Origin of the sequence: Ralstonia sp. 24A2 (genome assembly GCF_051783885.1) — a bacterium.
Taxonomy (GTDB): Bacteria; Pseudomonadota; Gammaproteobacteria; order Burkholderiales; family Burkholderiaceae; genus Ralstonia.
The window spans coordinates 144,513-161,082 of sequence record NZ_JBPVZD010000001.1 but is presented as its reverse complement, the minus strand read 5'-3'; the positions used below and the strand labels follow the sequence as shown (position 1 = coordinate 161,082).

Here is a 16,570-nt window from a genome sequence, read left to right as displayed (position 1 = left end):
GGGATGGCCGATCAGGCCACCACGTTCACCAGACGACCCGGCACCACGATGATCTTCTTGGGCGGCTTGCCTTCTGCAAATTTCTGGACCGCCTCGTCCTTGGCGGCGATCGCCTCGATGGCCGCGCGGTCGGCATCGGCCGGCACCACGATGCTGCCGCGCACCTTGCCGTTGACCTGCAGCACGAGTTCGATCTCGCTCTGCACCAGCGCGGCCTCATCGACCTGCGGCCACGGGGCGTCGAGCAGGTCGCCATAGGCGCCGACGTAGCCCAGTTCCGCCCACAGCACGTGCGTGATGTGCGGCACCACTGGATACAGTACGCGCAGCAGGATGCCCAGGCCTTCACGGCGCGCATCGGCACCGGCGTCCTTGGCGCCTTCCAGCGCGTTGAGCATCTTCATCGTCGCCGAGACGACGGTGTTGTACTGCAGGCGCTCGTAGTCGTAGTTGGCTTGCTTGAGCACGGTGTAGAGCTCGCGGCGCAGCGCACGGTCCGCATCCGTGGCGCCAGCGACAACGCCGTTGCCATGCCCGGCGCGAATCGCATCACCATGCGCCACGCCGAAGTTCCACAGGCGACGCAGGAAGCGCGAGGCGCCTTCCACTCCGGCATCGTTCCACTCGAGCTGCTGCTCGGGCGGTGCAGCGAACATCGTGAACAGGCGCGCGGTGTCGGCGCCGTATTGGTCGATCAGCGCTTGCGGGTCGATGCCGTTGTTCTTCGACTTCGACATCTTCTCCACACCGCCGATCACCACCGGCTGGCCGTCGGCCTTGAGCGTGGCACCAACGGGGCGGCCGCGTTCGTCGGTCTGCACGTCGACATCCGCCGGGTTGATCCACTGCTTCTTGCCGGATGCGTCTTCGCGGTAGTACGTCTCGTTGAGCACCATGCCCTGCGTGAGCAGGTTGGTGAACGGCTCATCGAACTTGACCAGGCCCAGGTCACGCATGACCTTGGTCCAGAAGCGCGCGTACAGCAGGTGCAGGATCGCGTGCTCGATGCCGCCGATGTACTGGTCCATCGGCATCCAGTAATCGTTGCGGGCGTCGACCATGGTGGCGCCGTCCGGGCACGTGTAGCGCATGTAGTACCAGCACGAATCGATGAAGGTATCCATCGTGTCGGTCTCACGGCGTGCGGGCTTGCCGCACGACGGGCACGTGCATTCCAGGAAGCGCGGATCCTTGGCGAGCGGGTTGCCCGTGCCGTCCGGCACGAGGTCTTCGGGCAGGCGCACCGGCAGGTCTTGTTCCGGCACCGGCACCACGCCGCAGCTGTCGCAATGGATCAGCGGGATCGGCGTGCCCCAGTAGCGCTGGCGCGAGATGCCCCAGTCGCGCAGGCGCCAGGTGGTCTTCTTCTCGCCGAGGCCTTGTGCGGCCAGGTCAGCCGCAACCGCATCAACCGCTTGCTTGTAATTCAGGCCGTCGTACTTGCCGCTGTTGACGAGTACGCCGTGTTCCTTGTCGGCGTACCACTCGGCCCAGGTGGTCGTGTCGTAGGGCTGGCCCTTCACGTCCACGACTTGCTTGATCGGCAGGCCGTACTTGTTGGCGAAGGCGAAGTCGCGCTCATCGTGCGCGGGCACGCCCATCACGGCGCCGTCGCCGTAGGTCATCAGCACGTAGTTGCCGACCCACACCGGTACGGATTCACCCGTGAGCGGGTGCGTGACCGTCAGGCCGGTCGGCATGCCCTTCTTTTCCATGGTCGCCATGTCGGCTTCCATGACGCTGCCGTGCTTGCATTCGTCGATGAACGCGGCGAGTGCGGGGTTGGTCTGCGCGGCATGCGTGGCGATCGGGTGCTCGGCGGCCACGGCGCAGAAGGTGACGCCCATGATGGTGTCGGCGCGCGTGGTGAAGACGTACAGCTTGCCGTCGTTGATCACCTTGCCGTCGTCACCGGGGATGCTGTGCGGGAACGCAAAGCGCACGCCCTCGCTCTTGCCGATCCAGTTCTGCTGCATCAGCTTGACGCGCTCGGGCCAGCCCAGCGGGTTCAAGTCGGACAGCAGCTCCTCCGCATACTCGGTGATGCGCAGGTAGTACATCGGGATCTCGCGCTTTTCCACCACCGCCCCCGAACGCCAGCCGCGCCCGTCGATCACCTGCTCGTTGGCGAGCACGGTCTGGTCAACCGGGTCCCAGTTGACGGTGCCGGTCTTGCGGTAGGCGATGCCCTTTTCGAGCATCTTCAGGAACAGCCACTGGTTCCAGCGGTAATAGTCGGGGTTGCAGGTAGCAACCTCGCGCGACCAATCGATCGCCAGGCCCATCGACTGCATCTGCTTCTTCATGTAAGCGATGTTGTCGTAGGTCCAGGCGGCCGGCGCCACACCGTTATTGAGCGCCGCGTTTTCCGCCGGCATGCCGAAGGCGTCCCAGCCCATCGGCATCAGCACGTTGTACCCCTTCATGCGCAGCTGACGCGTCATCACGTCATTGATCGTGTAGTTGCGCACGTGACCCATGTGCAGCTTGCCCGACGGATACGGCAGCATCGAGCAGGCGTAGAACTTGGGCTTGTCCGAGCCGTCAGCGGCGCGCGCGTGTTCGGTCACGCGGTAGGCATCTTTGGTCTGCCAGTGCTGCTGTGCCTGCTGTTCAACGTCGGACGGGGAATATTTGTCTTGCATGGTGACGGTACGCCCGGGCACCCCGAGCGATTGCAGCCTCGCGCAGCGCGCGCGGCCAAAGTGAATGACGGAAAAGGCCCGATTATACCGTCGCCACCCATCCCATCCGGGCGATGGCGACGCTGCAAACAAGGCGCCGGACAGGCCTGCCAGCGCCCTTTGCTGCTCGCCTGACTTACAGGCCGAGCACGTCGTTCATGTCGTACAGGCCCTTCTTGCCGGCCACGAACACCGCCGCACGCACGGCACCTTCGGCATACGACTGGCGCGTGTTGGAGCGATGCGTGATCTCGATGCGCTCGCCTTCGCCCGCAAACAGCACGGTGTGGTCGCCCACGATGTCGCCACCACGGACCGTGGCAAAACCGATGGTGCCGAGCTCGCGCGCGCCGGTCTCGCCTTCGCGTGCATAGACGGCACGGTCGGCCAGCTTGGTGCCCTGCGCCTCGGCCACGATCTCGCCCAGCTTGAGCGCGGTGCCCGACGGCGCATCGATCTTGTGCTTGTGGTGCGCTTCGATGATCTCGACGTCGTAGCCTTGCGCCAGGATCTTGGCGGCCAACTCGATCAGCTTGAAGGTCGCATTCACGCCCACGCTCATGTTGGGCGCCCACACCACGCCGATCGACTCGCCGTAGGTCTTGAAGCTGGCCTTCTGCTCGGCCGTGAAGCCGGTGGTGCCGATCACCACACCCGTACCCAACTCGCGTGCGATGTTCAGGTGGTTGAGCGTTGCGTCCGGGCGGGTGAAATCGATCAACACATCAGCCTGAGACAGCCCGGCACGCACGTTATCGGTCACGATCACACCTGTGGTCTTGCCCAGCTTGGCGCCGGCGTCCTGGCCGATGGCCTCGCTGCCGGGACGGTCCAGTGCCGCAGCCAGCGTCGCACCCGGCGTGCGGAGTACGGTGTCGATCAGCATCTGGCCCATGCGGCCCGAGGCGCCTGCAATCGCGATTTTCATGTCAGTCAGCGCGGAAAAGTGCGAAAAAAGAAAACGGTCTGTACAACGGACAAGCGGCGGAACCAGTCCGCCGCTCGCTTGAAGATGGGTTGCCGGTTTGGCTAATCCGCCCTGGCGTCACTGCGACTGGGTGGCCGGCGGCGGAACGGCGGCATCGGTGCCACCACCACCGGTGCGACGCTCCGGTAGCGTCACGTCCACGCTGTTCTTGGAGCCGGTGGTCGACTGCACGCGGTCGCTCACTTCAGCCGACGGAATCGACGGCGCACGCGCGGCCGGAGCAGCACCCGCAGCGGCAGCGGCCTCAGCAGCCTCTTTCTTCGGGCGTTTGATGCCGTCGATTTCGGCAATCAGCTCGGTCTCGGACGGCAGATCATCCGCGCCCACCCACTTGGACAGACGATCACCGTCAAACCACAGCGTCAGCTTGCGTTCCTGCACCACGTTCGTGTTGCCGCGCTTGTACGAGAAGACGTAGTCCCAGCGGTTGGCGTGGAACATGTCGGTCAGCAGCGGCGTGCCGAGCACGAAGCGCACCTGATCGCGCGTCATGCCTTCCTTCAACTGCGCGGCTTGCTCGCGCGACACAAAGTTACCCTGCACGATATCGATGCGATACGGCGTGATGGCATTGGCGATCTTGCGCGTGGTGCTGTCATAGGTCCCGCATCCAGCCAGCAGCGCCGATGCAGCAAGCATGGCACCCAGCACGAGGCCGCCACGACGGGCGGCAGTGGTGGCAAAACGGACAGGACTGCGCGCAACGGAAAAGGTCATGAGCGATCGGCCTTGAAACGGTCCCGGGGCAAGCCCGGTGCGAGAGGGATGGCGACGGCCCAGGCACATCTCATGCGCCTGTCCGGCCCGTCCAATAGGACTTTTGCCGCCAAAACCCTTATGATTGAAATATCTGAACATTGTACTCTAGGGAGCCAGGCGCATGCCGAGTCCTGCAGACCTCAAGAACATCGGTCTGAAAGCCACGGTGCCGCGGTTGAAGATCCTCGAGATCTTTCAGACCAGCGAAGAGCGCCACATGAGCGCTGAAGACGTGTACCGCATCCTGCTCGCCGAGCACATGGACATTGGCCTGGCCACGGTCTATCGCGTGCTGACGCAATTCGAGCAGGCTGGGCTGCTATCGCGCAACAACTTCGAGTCCGGCAAGGCCATCTACGAGCTAAACGAGGGCAAGCACCACGATCACCTCGTATGCCTCGATTGCGGCCGCGTGGAGGAATTCTTCGACGCCGAGATCGAGCAGCGCCAGCAAAGCATTGCGCGTGCACGCGGCTTCGCGCTGCAGGAGCACGCGCTGTCGCTGTACGGCAATTGCACGAAAGAGCCCTGCCCGCACCGACCGAAGCGCTGAGGCGTCGTCTGCAAAAGAGAACGGCCGCATCGTCTGCGGCCGTTTTTCATTGGGGCTTGAGTGCGGTGGACGTCAGGCGGACAGCCGAGTCTCATCCTCCTTTTCTGCATCACCCTTGCCGTTCTTGCTGGCCCTGCCTGCCTTGCCGGATTCATCCGCCTGCAGAGGCGGATGCGCCGGTGCGCCCGACGCCTGACCGGTGTACTCGGCCACCACCTGCTTGAACAGATGGCGCGCCCATACCAGCATCGGATGCGTGTTGCGGCTGCGGTGCCACAGCATGTTCAGGCCCAGCACGGTCTCAAGCTCCGACGGCAGCGGGAAGGCGTTCAGGTTGTACGCATCACACACCAGATCCTTCATCAGCGAGTTCACTGTGAAGATCATGTCGGTCTGCGCGGCCACCTCGGCCTGGGTACGCCAGCCGTGCACGGTCATGGTGGAGTTGCGCTTCAGGCCGCGCTGCTGCAGGGCGTAGTCCAGTGGAATGAGCGACGGCGCCACACGGTTGCCCGGGCTGCCCTGGGCAATGAAGATGTGCTCGCACTCGAGGTACTGCTCAAGCGTGCAGCGTTCAGCAAGAATTGGATGGTCCTTGCGTGCGCAAACCCACATGTTGAAGGAGGTCACGACCTCTTCCATGATCTCGGGATGGCGCGTGGGGAACGGCGAGAACGCCAGGTCCAGCTCGTTGGAACGCATGGCGGCCACGTCGGTTTCCCACGAGGCGGACTCCGTCAGACGCACCTGCAGGCCCGGCGCCAGGCGCTTGATGCGCAGCAGGAAGCGGTCGAACAGCGCATCGCCCAGCGTGCCCGCAAAGCTGACGTTGAATGTGCCCGTGGCTTCTGCCGGGTCAAACGTGGCGATATCGCCCTCGTTGATAGCCGCCCACAGGTCGAGCATTTCGCGCACCTTGGGACCGAGTTCGAGCGCCTTGGGCGTGGGCGTCAGACCGTGCGGGACGCGAATAAAGAGAGGATCGTCGAAGATCTCGCGCAGACGGCCGAGCGAGTGCGATACCGCCGGCGCGGTCATGTGCATCTTCTCGGCGACATACGTGGCGTTCCGCTTGCTGAGCAGCTCGACAAAAATCACCAACAGCTTGGTATCGACGTTGACCATGGGACGCCTTGGCTCAGACGGTTGGAAAGCTGAATGGGCAAACGTTGCGGAGCAACAGCCCGACGCGGCGGAAATAGCTGCCACGTCAAAATGTAGTATTTGTTCAGTGTACGGAACGCGCCCCGATTTTCAAAGCGAATTCCTATGGCGCGCAGCCTAAATTTGCTTCTGCGCAAACGTTTTCGTTGCGGCCTATAACAAAGGCGACAGACAGGTCCGGAAACCCATCATGTCGCCTTTGTATGATGCACCGCTCAGATTGTCTGACTTGCATCATGAACGCGCCGCTGGCGCGTTATTCTTGCCGCAACGCGCAGGATTACTTGGCCACCACGCGGGCCATTTCCAGGCACTTGTTCGAGTAGCCCCACTCGTTGTCGTACCAGCTCACGACCTTGATGAAGGTGCCGTCCAGCGCGATACCGGCTTCAGCGTCGAAAATCGAAGTGCGCGCATCGCCGCGGAAATCCGTCGCGACAACCTTGTCTTCCGTGTAGCCGAGCACGCCCTTCAGTGCGCCCTGGCTCTGTGCCTTCATTTCGGCGCAGATTTCAGCGTACGTGGCAGCGCTTTCCAGCTCGACGGTCAGGTCGACCACCGACACGTCGGAGGTCGGCACGCGGAACGACATGCCGGTCAGTTTCTTGTTCAGCTGCGGGATCACCACGCCCACGGCCTTGGCAGCGCCAGTGCTCGACGGGATGATGTTTTCCAGGATGCCGCGGCCGCCGCGCCAGTCCTTGTTGGACGGGCCGTCCACGGTCTTCTGCGTGGCGGTGGCAGCGTGCACGGTGGTCATCAGGCCACGCTTGATGCCCCACTTGTCGTTCAGCACCTTGGCAACCGGTGCCAGGCAGTTGGTCGTGCACGAGGCGTTCGAGATGATCGCTTCGCCCTTGTACGACTCGTGGTTCACGCCGAACACGAACATCGGGGTGTCATCCTTCGACGGAGCCGACATGATCACCTTCTTGGCGCCCGCGTCGATGTGCTTCTGTGCGCCTTCCTTGGTCAGGAAGATGCCGGTCGACTCGATCACCACGTCGGCGCCGACTTCGCTCCACTTCAGCTCGGCCGGGTCCTTCACGGCGGTCAGACGGATCTTCTTGCCGTTGACGACGAGCGTGTTGCCGTCGACCGCGACTTCACCGTCGAAGCGGCCGTGCACCGAGTCGTACTTGAGCATGTACGCCAAGTAGTCGGGCTCAAGCAGGTCGTTGATGGCAACGACTTCGACGTCCTTGAAGTTGGCGATGGCGGCGCGGAACACCATGCGTCCGATGCGGCCGAAGCCGTTGATGCCGATCTTGATGGTCATGGTCAGTCTCCTGATAGCAGAAATGAAATCGATGAAAAGCAACGCGGCACCTCGTGGGTGCCGCGCGCGCAAATTCAGTTAAGCAATGACGCTCTTGGCGGTGTTCACCACGTTCTCGACGGTGAAGCCGAAGTGCTTGAACAGCACGCCCGCCGGGGCCGACTCACCGAACGTATCGATGCCGACCACAGCCTGCACCTGGTACTTCCACCAGAAGTCCGTCACGCCCGCTTCCACGGCAATGCGCGGCACGCCATGCGGCAGCACGCTGGCCTTGTAGGCTGAGTCCTGCTTGTCGAAGACGGTGGTGGCCGGCACCGACACCACGCGAGCGTGGATGCCCTCGGCAGCCAGTTGGTCAGCCGCGCCGACCGCCAAGCCGACTTCCGAACCGGTGGCGATGATGACCACGTCCGGCTTGCCATTGGCTGCATCGCGCAGCACGTAACCGCCGCGGGCGATGGCTTCGCGCGTGGCCGGGTTACGCGCCTGGAACGGCAGGTTCTGGCGGCTGAAGATCAGGCAGCTCGGGCCGTTCTGGCGCTCGATGGCGGCGGCCCAGGCGACAGCGGTTTCGGTGGTATCGGCTGTCCGCCACACATCCATGTTCGGGATCAGGCGTAGGCTGGCGACATGCTCGATCGACTGGTGCGTCGGGCCGTCTTCGCCCAGGCCGATGGAATCGTGCGTGAAGACGAAGATCGAGCGGATCTTCATCAGCGCGGCCATGCGCAGGGCGTTGCGGCTGTAGTCGGAGAACGTGAGGAACGTGCCGCCGTACGGAATGTAGCCGCCGTGCAGCGCGATGCCGTTCATGATGGCGCTCATGCCGAACTCGCGCACGCCGTAGTTGATGTGGTTGCCCCAGGCATCCACGCGCACGGCCTTGCTGCCGCTCCAGTTGGTCAGGTTCGAGCCGGTCAGGTCGGCCGAGCCGCCCAGCAGCTCGCCCAGCACCGGGCCGTAGGCTTCCAGCGTGTTCTGGCTGGCCTTGCGGGTGGCGATGGTTTCCGCCTTGAGTTCGCACTTCTCGATGAACTCGTCGACGGCCTTTTCGAAGCTGGCCGGCAGTTCACCGCGCATGCGGCGCTCGAATTGCTCGGCTTCGGCCGGGTGGCGCTCGGAGTACGCATCGAACAGCGCGTTCCAGGCCTTCTCCAGGGCTTGGCCCTGACCCTTGGCGTCCCATGCGTCGTACACGGCTTGCGGGACTTCGAACGGGGCGTGCGGCCAGGCCAGCGCTTCACGCGCGGCAGCGATTTCCACGCCGCCCAGCGGGGCGCCGTGCACGTCGTGACCGCCTTCCTTGTTGGGCGCGCCCTTGCCGATCACGGTGCGGCAGCAGATCAGCGTCGGCTTGTTCGACTTCTTGGCTTCGGCGATGGCGGCGTCCACAGCGTCCACGTTGTGGCCGTCCACGGCGCGGATCACGTTCCAGCCGTAGGCTTCGAAACGCTTCGGGGTGTCGTCGTTGAACCAGTGCACGACCTCGCCGTCGATCGAGATGCCGTTGTCGTCCCACAGCGCGATCAGCTTGTTCAGGCCCAGCGTGCCGGCCAGCGAACAGGCTTCGTGGCTGATGCCTTCCATCAGGCAGCCATCGCCCAGGAAGACGTAGGTGTGGTGGTTGACGATGTCAAAGCCGGGGCGGTTGAACTCCTGGCCCAGCAGGCGTTCGGCCAGCGCCATGCCGACGGCGTTGGTGATGCCCTGGCCCAGCGGGCCAGTGGTGGTTTCGACGCCCGGCGTGATGCCGTATTCCGGGTGACCAGCGGTCTTGCTGTGCAGCTGGCGGAAGTTCTTCAGTTCCGACATCGGCAGGTCGTAGCCGGTCAGGTGCAGCAGCGCGTAAATCAGCATCGAACCGTGGCCGTTGGACAGCACGAAGCGGTCGCGGTCCGGCCAGCGGGGGTTCAGCGGGTTGTGGCGCAGGTGGCGGCTCCACAGTGCCACGGCGATGTCCGCCATGCCCATCGGCGCGCCGGGGTGGCCGGAATTGGCTTGCTGGACGGCGTCCATGGCAAGCACGCGGATGGCGTTGGCCATCAATTGGGTGGGCTGGGTGGTATTCGAGTGGAGTGCGGGAGCGGTCATGCGAACCTGCGGGCAGAAGGCGGGAAAACCGCGATTTTACCAGACGGGGATGTCCCCGCTGGGTCGGTTTTCGATGGCTGCAACCGGCTGCAGCCACCCCTGCCCCTCCTTCCGCGCCCGGCTTACCACTCCGCCACGGAACCGTCGGCGTGGCGCCACACCGGGTTGCGCCAGTCGGGGGCTTCCTTGCTGCGCTCGATGACCAAGGCCTCGTCAATATCCACGCCCAGCCCGGGCAGGCGCGGCGGGCGGATATAGCCGCCTTCCAGCGCAAAATCGGCCTTATTGCGCACGTAATCAAGCAACTCGGCGCCCTTGTTGTAGTGGATGCCCATGCTCTGCTCCTGCAACGTGGCGTTCCAACTCACGAAATCGATATGCAGGCAGGCGGCCAGTGCGATGGGCCCAAGCGGGCAATGCGGCGCCAGCGCCACATCGTAGGCCTCGGCCATCCCGGCGATCTTCAGGCATTCGGTGATGCCGCCTGCATGCGACAGGTCCGGCTGCAGGATGGACACCCCGCCCGCCTCCAGCACGCGCTTGAAGTCGAAGCGCGAGAACATGCGTTCGCCAGCGGCGATGGGCAGGTGGGTGTGGGCGGCCAGGCGGGCGTAGCTCTCGGCCTGTTCGGCCAGCACGGGCTCTTCAATGAAGAGAGGGCGATACGGCTCCAGCTCTTTGATGAGCACCTTGGCCATCGGCGCAGAAACGCGACCGTGAAAATCGAGCCCGAACTCGACCGTGTTGCCGAAAGCCGAGCGGATTTCCGCCACCTTCGCCACCGCCGCATCCACCGCGCGGGCGGTGTCGATGATGCCCATCTCCTCGCAGCCGTTGAGCTTGAAGTGGTCGAAACCACCAGCCTGCAGCGCCTTCATGCCGGCAATCACGTCGGCAGGACGATCACCGCCGACCCAGCTATAGGTGCGCATCTTGTCGCGCACGAGACCGCCGAGCAGCTCATACACCGGCACGCCCAGCACCTTGCCCTTGATGTCCCACAACGCCTGGTCGATACCGGCGATGGCACTCATCAGAATCGGCCCGCCGCGGTAGAAGCCGGCGCGATACATGGTCTGCCAGAGGTCGTTGATGCGGCTCGGGTCCTGGCCGATGAGGTAGTCGGACAGTTCATGCACCGCCGCTTCCACCGTGCGCGCACGGCCTTCGATGACGGGCTCGCCCCAGCCGGTGACGCCCTCGTCGGTTTCGACTTTCAGGAACATCCAGCGCGGAGGCAGACGGTACGTGGTCAGGCGGGTGATTTTCATGGATGGATCGTGCGGTCGGATTGGACGGAGCGGTAGGCGGTGACGAAGGCGTGGGCGCGCTCGGCGGTGCGCTCGACGGGCTGGCCGGGGCGATAGAGGTCGCTACCGAGCCCGGCGCCGATGCACCCGGCGGCAAGGTAGTCGGCGAGGTTCTCCGGCGTGATACCGCCGACGGCGAACACGGGCACCTCAGGCGGCAGCACGGCCTTGAGCGCACGCACGTAGCCGGGGCCGAGATTCCCGACCGGGAAAATCTTCAGCGCTTCGGCGCCTGCATCGAGTGCGACAAAGGCCTCGGTAGCCGTCATGCAACCAATGCAGGTGACGAGCTTGCGCGCAGCCGCAGCGCGGATGACATCCGCATTCGTATTCGGCGTGACGACCAGCTTGCCGCCCGCCGCCACCATCAGTTCAACGTCGGCGGGCTTCAGCACGGTGCCGGCGCCAATCAGCGCGCGATCGCCAAATGCACGCGCGGCCAGTTGCACGCTTTGCGCCCAATCGGGCGAGTTCAGCGGGATTTCAATGGCATCAAAGCCGGCGTCGACAAGCGCTTGCGTGTGCGCCAATACCTCGTCGGGCCGGATGCCGCGCAGGATGGCAATCAGCGGTAGGTGAGTGGTCCAGGTCATGCGTTACTCGTGATAAAGCTGCGAGCGGCCGCCATCGATCAGGATGTCGGTCGCATTGATGAAGCGGGCCTCGTCGGAGGCAAGGAACAGCGCGGTGTAGGCCACCTCTTCGGGCTCGCCAATGCGCTTGCATGGCAAGAGTTCAGCTTGGCGGCGGCGTTCGGCTTCGGGGTCGGGCGCGGCGGCAAAACCGGCCTCGGCAATCGGCGTGAGGATCAGCCCCGGCGAGATCGAATTCACGCGAATCCCACGCGCCGCATATTCGATGCCGAGCGCACGCGTGAGCCCGATCAGCCCGTGCTTGGCGACTGGATACGGAAACGCGCCCGGGATGATCTTGTGCCCGTGCACCGAGGCGATGTTGACGATACTCCCTGCCCCGCGTGCCAGCATATGCGGCAGCACGGCGCGGGCGCAGTGCCATGCCCCCTCAAGATCGACCGACAGACACCGCGCCCAATCCCCTTCGCTCAGCTTGAGCGGATCGGAGAACACGTTGATGCCTGCGTTGTTGACCAGCACGTCGATGCCGCCGAAGCGCTCGACGCCGGCCGCGACCATCGTGTCAATCTGATCGCGATGGCGCACGTCGGCCTGCACGAGGAGGATGTTGTCGTCGTTGCCGACGCTGTTGCCAATTTCGGCGGCAAAGGCTTCGGCGCGTTCGTCGTGCACCAGCGTGTTGACGATCACGCGGGCGCCGTGCTGCGCGAACAGCTTGGCGATTGCGCCGCCAATGCCCTGCGTGGCGCCCGTCACCAGAGCGACCTTGCCGGCAAGGCGCGGCGGAAAGGACGTGGGAGAAACAGTCATGCGTCAGATCGATGTCACGGTGAATTGGTAGCCGCGCTGCAGGCTCTGGCCGGTGCCGAGGATGGTCAGGCCGTGGTCTTGCGACAAGCCGGGCAGGTTGTGCGCGTTGACGGTGTGGTCGACGGGTTCAAAGCAGAAGAAGTCGTACTGGGCCGGGGTGTACAGCACATAGCGCGAGGTGGCGGCAGTCACCCGCACCGACAGGCGGCGGCTTGGCCAGACGATGTCGGCTGCGCCGTCCCAGCCCTCGAAGCTTTGGTTGATGGTGTGGCCGGGCTCCAGTTGCCGGGGCTTGCGGAAATCTGCATGTGGGGGCGGTGCCTGCAAGACGGTAGGCAGATCGTCCGGCGCGGATTGCCACATGCCGGTTGCACTCGCGTGCAGCCGCACGTCTGGCGTACGCGGGAAGAACGGGTGCACGCCCAACCCGAACGGCAGCGGCGCACCCTCGTTGCGCACCGTCAGCGAAATCTGCAGTGTGTTGCCGGCCAACGTGTAGCGCTGCAGCGCGAGGTAGCGGAATGGCGTGCCGTGGTCGACCATGGCCGCCAGCTCGACAAACGCCTCACCCTTCGCCACCTGGTGCCACGGCATCAGCCAGCCGTGGCCGTGCAGCGGATAGGTTTCGTCGTCACGCGTGAGGGGCACCTCGATGGTCCGGCCCTCAAAGATGAAACGCCCGCCACCAATGCGGTTGGACCACGGCACCAGCGGGTAACACGCCAGCGCCTTGGGCTCGTGCAATGCTTCGTCAAGCTGGGCCGGGCGAAAAACGGGCACGACCTCACTACCACGCAGCAGATCAAAGCGCAGCAGCCCACCGCCCGACTCGGGTAGCACGTCTGCGCGCAGTACGCCGTTCTCAAGCCGGAGCGTAGGCATGACCGAACCTGGCCTCTGGCAATCCGCGCACATTCGAAACAGGCAGTCGGAACACCGCGCCCGCGTTCACATCTTCAGTGAGCCGGCGTGCCGACAAACCCTCGCGGGCGCTGGTGACATACAGCGTATCCAATGCGGCGCCACCGAATGCCGGACATGAAGGCTGCGAAGCTGGTACCGCCACATGCACCAGCACACGCCCATCCGGCGCATAGCGCGTGAGGCGGTTCCCGCCCCATTCCGCATTCCACAGGCAGCCCTCGGCATCGACAGTGGAGCCGTCGGGCGAGCCTTTGTGGCCCACGCCGTCATCCGCGTCACGCAAGTCTGCGAAGACACGGACGTGTCCAACTGCGCCGGTCTGGCCGTCGTAGTCGCATGCGTGGATGCGGCGACTGTGCGTATCGCACCAGTACATGGTTGCGCCATCGGGGCTGAAGGCGATGCTGTTGGCGACCGTGATGTTGGGCAAGGCCAGGCGTTGCAGCACGCCCAGCGGTGTGAAGCGATAGAAGCTGCCGGTGGGTTCCGTGCTGCCTTCATGCATGGTGCCGAAAACGTAGTTGCCGGACCGGTCTGCCCGCCCGTCGTTGACCCGCGTGCCCGCGACATCCGGTTCGACAGGCGCAAGCCACTCCAGCACGCTGGTTCGTGTATCGAAGCGTGCAACCTGCTTAGCGAGCCCGAGGATCAGCACACCGGGTTCGTCCGTCAGCACGAACGAGCCCACACGCTGCGGCAACGGCCATTGGCGCTCCTGCCCCGTCGCCGGATCGTGCTGCCACAGCAAGGATTCCTGGATATCGGTCCACCACAGCACGCGCAGGGCGTCGTCCCAGACAATGCCTTCACCCAGCGTGCAGCGCAGATCGGAGAGCGTGGTTGCGTTCATCGTTCCGCTCCGCCGCGATTCTTCAGCTGATCGACCAGTACCGCCGCCAGCAGGATGCCGCCGCGCACAAGGTACTGATAGAACGCGTCGATGTTCAGCAGGTTCATCGCGTTCTGCACCGTGCCCATGATGAGCACGCCGACCAGCACTCCGCTGATGCTGGCGCGGCCGCCCATCAACGACACACCGCCCAGCACGCATGCGGAGATCACGTTCAGCTCAAAGCCCTGCGCCGCGTTCGGCTGGCCGCTCGTGATGCGCGCCGCCAGAATCACGCCCGCCAGCGCGGCAATCACACCCTGGATCAGGAAGATGACGATGCGCGTCATGTTGACGTTCACGCCCGCCAGCCGCGCGGCTTCCGGGTTGCCGCCAATCGCCAACGTATTGCGGCCGTAGATCGTCTTGTTGAGCAGCACGCCAAAGACGACAAAGCACAGCGCCGCCACCCATACCGGGGTCGGCACACCCAGGATGATGGTGTTGCCCAGGTCGAAAAAAGCCATGTCCGACACGCCCACCGCCTGACCATGCGAGGCGATGAAGGCAAGCCCGCGCACGATTTCCATGGTGGCCAGCGTGGTGATCAGCGCGTTGATCTTCAGCCTGGCGATCACGAAGCCGTTCACGCCGCCGATGATCGCGCCCGCCACCAGGCTCCCGCCGATGCCCAGTGCGATGCTGCCGGTCGCGTTGATGATCATCGCGCAGAGCACACCAGCAAAGGCCACCGTCGAGCCGATCGACAGATCAAAGTCGCGCGAGGCGAGGCAGAACATCATCGTGCAGGCCACCATGCCGATCTGCGAGACGGAGAGCGCGAGGCCCACCATGTTCTGCCACGAGAAGAAGTACTCGACCGAGAACGACAGCGCGGCAAACAGAATGGCGAAGATCAGCGGCAGGCTGAAATCGTCCAGCAGGCGGAGCAGCCGCGTCTTGTTCATAGTGGTGCGAGCCGACGCAGCCAGGGCGTCAGCATGTTGCAAACGTTGAGACTGGGACATCTTGGACTCCGGGGTTCTCATGCAGCCAGCGGTGCCGTGGGCAGCGGCGCCGATTCGGGGCGCAGTGCAAGCTTGAGCACGGCTTGTTCGTTGGCCTGCTCGCGCGGCAATTCACCGGCGATGCGGCCTTCGCTCATCACCAGCACACGGTCGGCCACGCCGAGGATCTCCGGCAATTCGCTGGAGATCATCAACACGGCCACACCACGCTCGGCCAGCTCGTACAGCACCTGGTAGATCTCGTTCTTGGCACCCACGTCGATGCCGCGCGTGGGCTCGTCGATGATGAGGACGCGCATGTCGTCTTCCGCCAGCCAGCGCGCCAGGATGGCCTTCTGCTGGTTGCCGCCGGACAGCAGCCGAATCTGCTGTTCGCGGTTGGGCGTCTTGATGCGCAGACGGTTGATGTAGTGGTCTGCGGTCTTCGCTTCCTGCTTGTCGTTGACGAACAGGCCAAAGCGCCGCTGGTTGCGCCGACAACTGATGTTGATGTTCTCCGACACCGAGCGGCAGCCGATGATGCCCTCTTCCTTGCGGTCTTCCGGGCAGAGCACGATACCCTGGCGGATGGCGTCGGCCACATCGCGGACGCGGATGGGCACGCCGTCCAGCGCGATGCTGCCGGCGGTCTTGCGATCGGCACCGTAGATGAGACGCGCAAGTTCCGAGCGCCCCGCACCCACCAGACCGAACAACCCGACGATCTCACCGCGTCGCACCGACAGGCTCGCGGGCTCGGCCAGCTTCGGGCCCATCAGGCCGTCCACCTGCAGTCGCACCTCGCCGAGCGGCCGCGCACGGTAATCGAAGATGTCGTCGATCTGGCGCCCGACCATCTGCGCGACCAGCTCGTCGCGCGTGACGTTGGCCATCGACGGGAAATCCGCCACCTTGCGGCCATCGCGGAAGATCGTGCAGCCGTCGCACAGCTCGAAAATCTCATCCAAGCGGTGCGAGATGTAGATCAGCGCCCGGCCCTGCGCGCGCAGGTCTTTCACCAGACGGAACAGGATGTCCGTCTCGCGGATCGATAGCGAACTCGTCGGCTCATCCAGCGCAATCACGCGCGCATCGCGCAGGATCGCCTTGCAGATTTCCACCATCTGGCGCTGGCCGATCGACAGGTGCTTGAGCTTGGCGCGCGGGTCCAGATCCACGCCGATGCGGCCGAGCTGTTCACGCGTCCACGCCATGGCCTCGCGCTGGCGGATGAACCCGCCGCTGGCCGGCAGATGGCCGAGCAGCAGGTTGTCCATCACCGTCAGCTCGGGCACGGTCTGCAGCTCCTGGTGGATGACGGCAATACCGGCATCGAGCGCCGCGCGCGTGGTCGGGAACGCTGTCGGCTTGCCCTCGACGACGATCTCCCCGCCATCCGGCTGGTAGTCGCCGCCGAGGATCTTCAACAGCGTCGACTTGCCCGCGCCGTTCTCGCCCAGCAAGCCGTGCACGCGGCCGCATTCGATGCCGAACGACACATCGGACAGCGCCCGCACGCCCGGAAACACCTTGCTGATGCCACGAAACTCAAGAAACGCCGACATGGCAAGTC

The 16,570-nt window shown here is 64.5% G+C and carries 14 protein-coding genes; 1 reads left to right on the top strand and 13 read right to left on the bottom strand.

The window, feature by feature from the left end; translation table 11 throughout:
• Window positions 1-11: 11 nt before the first annotated feature.
• From leuS to ACS13N_RS00715, 3 genes are all read right to left on the bottom strand, one after another.
• Window positions 12-2,645, bottom strand: a complete 2,634-nt coding sequence (gene leuS / locus ACS13N_RS00725) for a leucine--tRNA ligase (RefSeq protein ID WP_438929895.1) — start codon at window positions 2,643-2,645, stop codon at window positions 12-14.
• 175 nt (window positions 2,646-2,820) lie between these two features.
• Window positions 2,821-3,612 carry a 4-hydroxy-tetrahydrodipicolinate reductase gene (gene dapB, locus ACS13N_RS00720; protein ID WP_438929894.1) on the bottom strand — a complete coding sequence of 264 codons (792 nt, stop codon included), beginning with the start codon at window positions 3,610-3,612 and terminating at the stop codon, window positions 2,821-2,823.
• 117 nt (window positions 3,613-3,729) lie between these two features.
• Complete coding sequence (locus ACS13N_RS00715; RefSeq protein ID WP_438929893.1) at window positions 3,730-4,389, bottom strand: outer membrane protein assembly factor BamE; 660 nt, start codon at window positions 4,387-4,389, stop codon at window positions 3,730-3,732.
• 163 nt (window positions 4,390-4,552) lie between these two features.
• On the opposite strand from ACS13N_RS00715, the gene fur reads away from it, so the two are divergent.
• Window positions 4,553-4,984: a ferric iron uptake transcriptional regulator gene (gene fur, locus ACS13N_RS00710; RefSeq protein WP_021196003.1), complete on the top strand. Its 432-nt coding sequence runs from the start codon at window positions 4,553-4,555 to the stop codon at window positions 4,982-4,984.
• Window positions 4,985-5,056: 72 nt separating this feature from the next.
• Here fur and ACS13N_RS00705 read toward each other — a convergent pair whose 3' ends face one another.
• The 10 genes from ACS13N_RS00705 to araG all read right to left on the bottom strand — a co-directional run bounded on the left by ACS13N_RS00705 (window position 5,057) and on the right by araG (window position 16,562).
• Window positions 5,057-6,109, bottom strand: coding sequence for a LysR family transcriptional regulator (locus tag ACS13N_RS00705; RefSeq protein WP_438929892.1), 1,053 nt, complete (start codon window positions 6,107-6,109; stop codon window positions 5,057-5,059).
• Between the two features lie 319 nt (window positions 6,110-6,428).
• A complete protein-coding gene (gene gap, locus ACS13N_RS00700) occupies window positions 6,429-7,427 on the bottom strand; it encodes a type I glyceraldehyde-3-phosphate dehydrogenase (RefSeq protein WP_438929891.1) in 999 nt (332 codons plus the stop codon).
• A gap of 78 nt (window positions 7,428-7,505) precedes the next feature.
• Window positions 7,506-9,521, bottom strand: coding sequence for a transketolase (gene tkt, locus ACS13N_RS00695; RefSeq protein WP_438929890.1), 2,016 nt, complete (start codon window positions 9,519-9,521; stop codon window positions 7,506-7,508).
• A gap of 122 nt (window positions 9,522-9,643) precedes the next feature.
• Window positions 9,644-10,792 carry a galactonate dehydratase gene (dgoD, locus tag ACS13N_RS00690; RefSeq protein WP_438929889.1) on the bottom strand — a complete coding sequence of 383 codons (1,149 nt, stop codon included), beginning with the start codon at window positions 10,790-10,792 and terminating at the stop codon, window positions 9,644-9,646.
• Complete coding sequence (locus tag ACS13N_RS00685) at window positions 10,789-11,424, bottom strand: 2-dehydro-3-deoxy-6-phosphogalactonate aldolase (protein WP_438929888.1); 636 nt, start codon at window positions 11,422-11,424, stop codon at window positions 10,789-10,791. Before ACS13N_RS00685 ends, dgoD begins: the two co-directional genes overlap by 4 nt.
• A 3-nt stretch (window positions 11,425-11,427) precedes the next feature.
• A complete protein-coding gene (locus ACS13N_RS00680) occupies window positions 11,428-12,237 on the bottom strand; it encodes an SDR family oxidoreductase (RefSeq protein ID WP_438929887.1) in 810 nt (269 codons plus the stop codon).
• A 3-nt stretch (window positions 12,238-12,240) separates the two neighbouring features.
• Window positions 12,241-13,119 (bottom strand): aldose 1-epimerase, encoded by an 879-nt coding sequence (locus tag ACS13N_RS00675; RefSeq protein WP_438929886.1) that lies wholly within the window; start codon window positions 13,117-13,119, stop codon window positions 12,241-12,243.
• Window positions 13,100-14,011 (bottom strand): SMP-30/gluconolactonase/LRE family protein, encoded by a 912-nt coding sequence (locus tag ACS13N_RS00670; protein ID WP_438929885.1) that lies wholly within the window; start codon window positions 14,009-14,011, stop codon window positions 13,100-13,102. The genes ACS13N_RS00675 and ACS13N_RS00670 overlap by 20 nt, the downstream gene beginning before the upstream one ends.
• Window positions 14,008-15,018 (bottom strand): L-arabinose ABC transporter permease AraH, encoded by a 1,011-nt coding sequence (gene araH, locus ACS13N_RS00665; protein WP_438929884.1) that lies wholly within the window; start codon window positions 15,016-15,018, stop codon window positions 14,008-14,010. Before araH ends, ACS13N_RS00670 begins: the two co-directional genes overlap by 4 nt.
• A 17-nt stretch (window positions 15,019-15,035) precedes the next feature.
• Window positions 15,036-16,562, bottom strand: a complete 1,527-nt coding sequence (araG, locus tag ACS13N_RS00660; RefSeq protein ID WP_438929883.1) for an L-arabinose ABC transporter ATP-binding protein AraG — start codon at window positions 16,560-16,562, stop codon at window positions 15,036-15,038.
• Window positions 16,563-16,570 lie beyond the last annotated feature (8 nt).

Coding starts and splice junctions, on each gene's coding strand:
- leuS (WP_438929895.1), bottom strand. CDS start 2,645: ATGCAAGACAAATATTCCCCGTCCGACGTTGAACAGCAGGCACAGCAG.
- dapB (WP_438929894.1), bottom strand. CDS start 3,612: ATGAAAATCGCGATTGCAGGCGCCTCGGGCCGCATGGGCCAGATGCTG.
- ACS13N_RS00715 (WP_438929893.1), bottom strand. CDS start 4,389: ATGACCTTTTCCGTTGCGCGCAGTCCTGTCCGTTTTGCCACCACTGCC.
- fur (WP_021196003.1), top strand. CDS start 4,553: ATGCCGAGTCCTGCAGACCTCAAGAACATCGGTCTGAAAGCCACGGTG.
- ACS13N_RS00705 (WP_438929892.1), bottom strand. CDS start 6,109: ATGGTCAACGTCGATACCAAGCTGTTGGTGATTTTTGTCGAGCTGCTC.
- gap (WP_438929891.1), bottom strand. CDS start 7,427: ATGACCATCAAGATCGGCATCAACGGCTTCGGCCGCATCGGACGCATG.
- tkt (WP_438929890.1), bottom strand. CDS start 9,521: ATGACCGCTCCCGCACTCCACTCGAATACCACCCAGCCCACCCAATTG.
- dgoD (WP_438929889.1), bottom strand. CDS start 10,792: ATGAAAATCACCCGCCTGACCACGTACCGTCTGCCTCCGCGCTGGATG.
- ACS13N_RS00685 (WP_438929888.1), bottom strand. CDS start 11,424: ATGACCTGGACCACTCACCTACCGCTGATTGCCATCCTGCGCGGCATC.
- ACS13N_RS00680 (WP_438929887.1), bottom strand. CDS start 12,237: ATGACTGTTTCTCCCACGTCCTTTCCGCCGCGCCTTGCCGGCAAGGTC.
- ACS13N_RS00675 (WP_438929886.1), bottom strand. CDS start 13,119: ATGCCTACGCTCCGGCTTGAGAACGGCGTACTGCGCGCAGACGTGCTA.
- ACS13N_RS00670 (WP_438929885.1), bottom strand. CDS start 14,011: ATGAACGCAACCACGCTCTCCGATCTGCGCTGCACGCTGGGTGAAGGC.
- araH (WP_438929884.1), bottom strand. CDS start 15,018: ATGTCCCAGTCTCAACGTTTGCAACATGCTGACGCCCTGGCTGCGTCG.
- araG (WP_438929883.1), bottom strand. CDS start 16,562: ATGTCGGCGTTTCTTGAGTTTCGTGGCATCAGCAAGGTGTTTCCGGGC.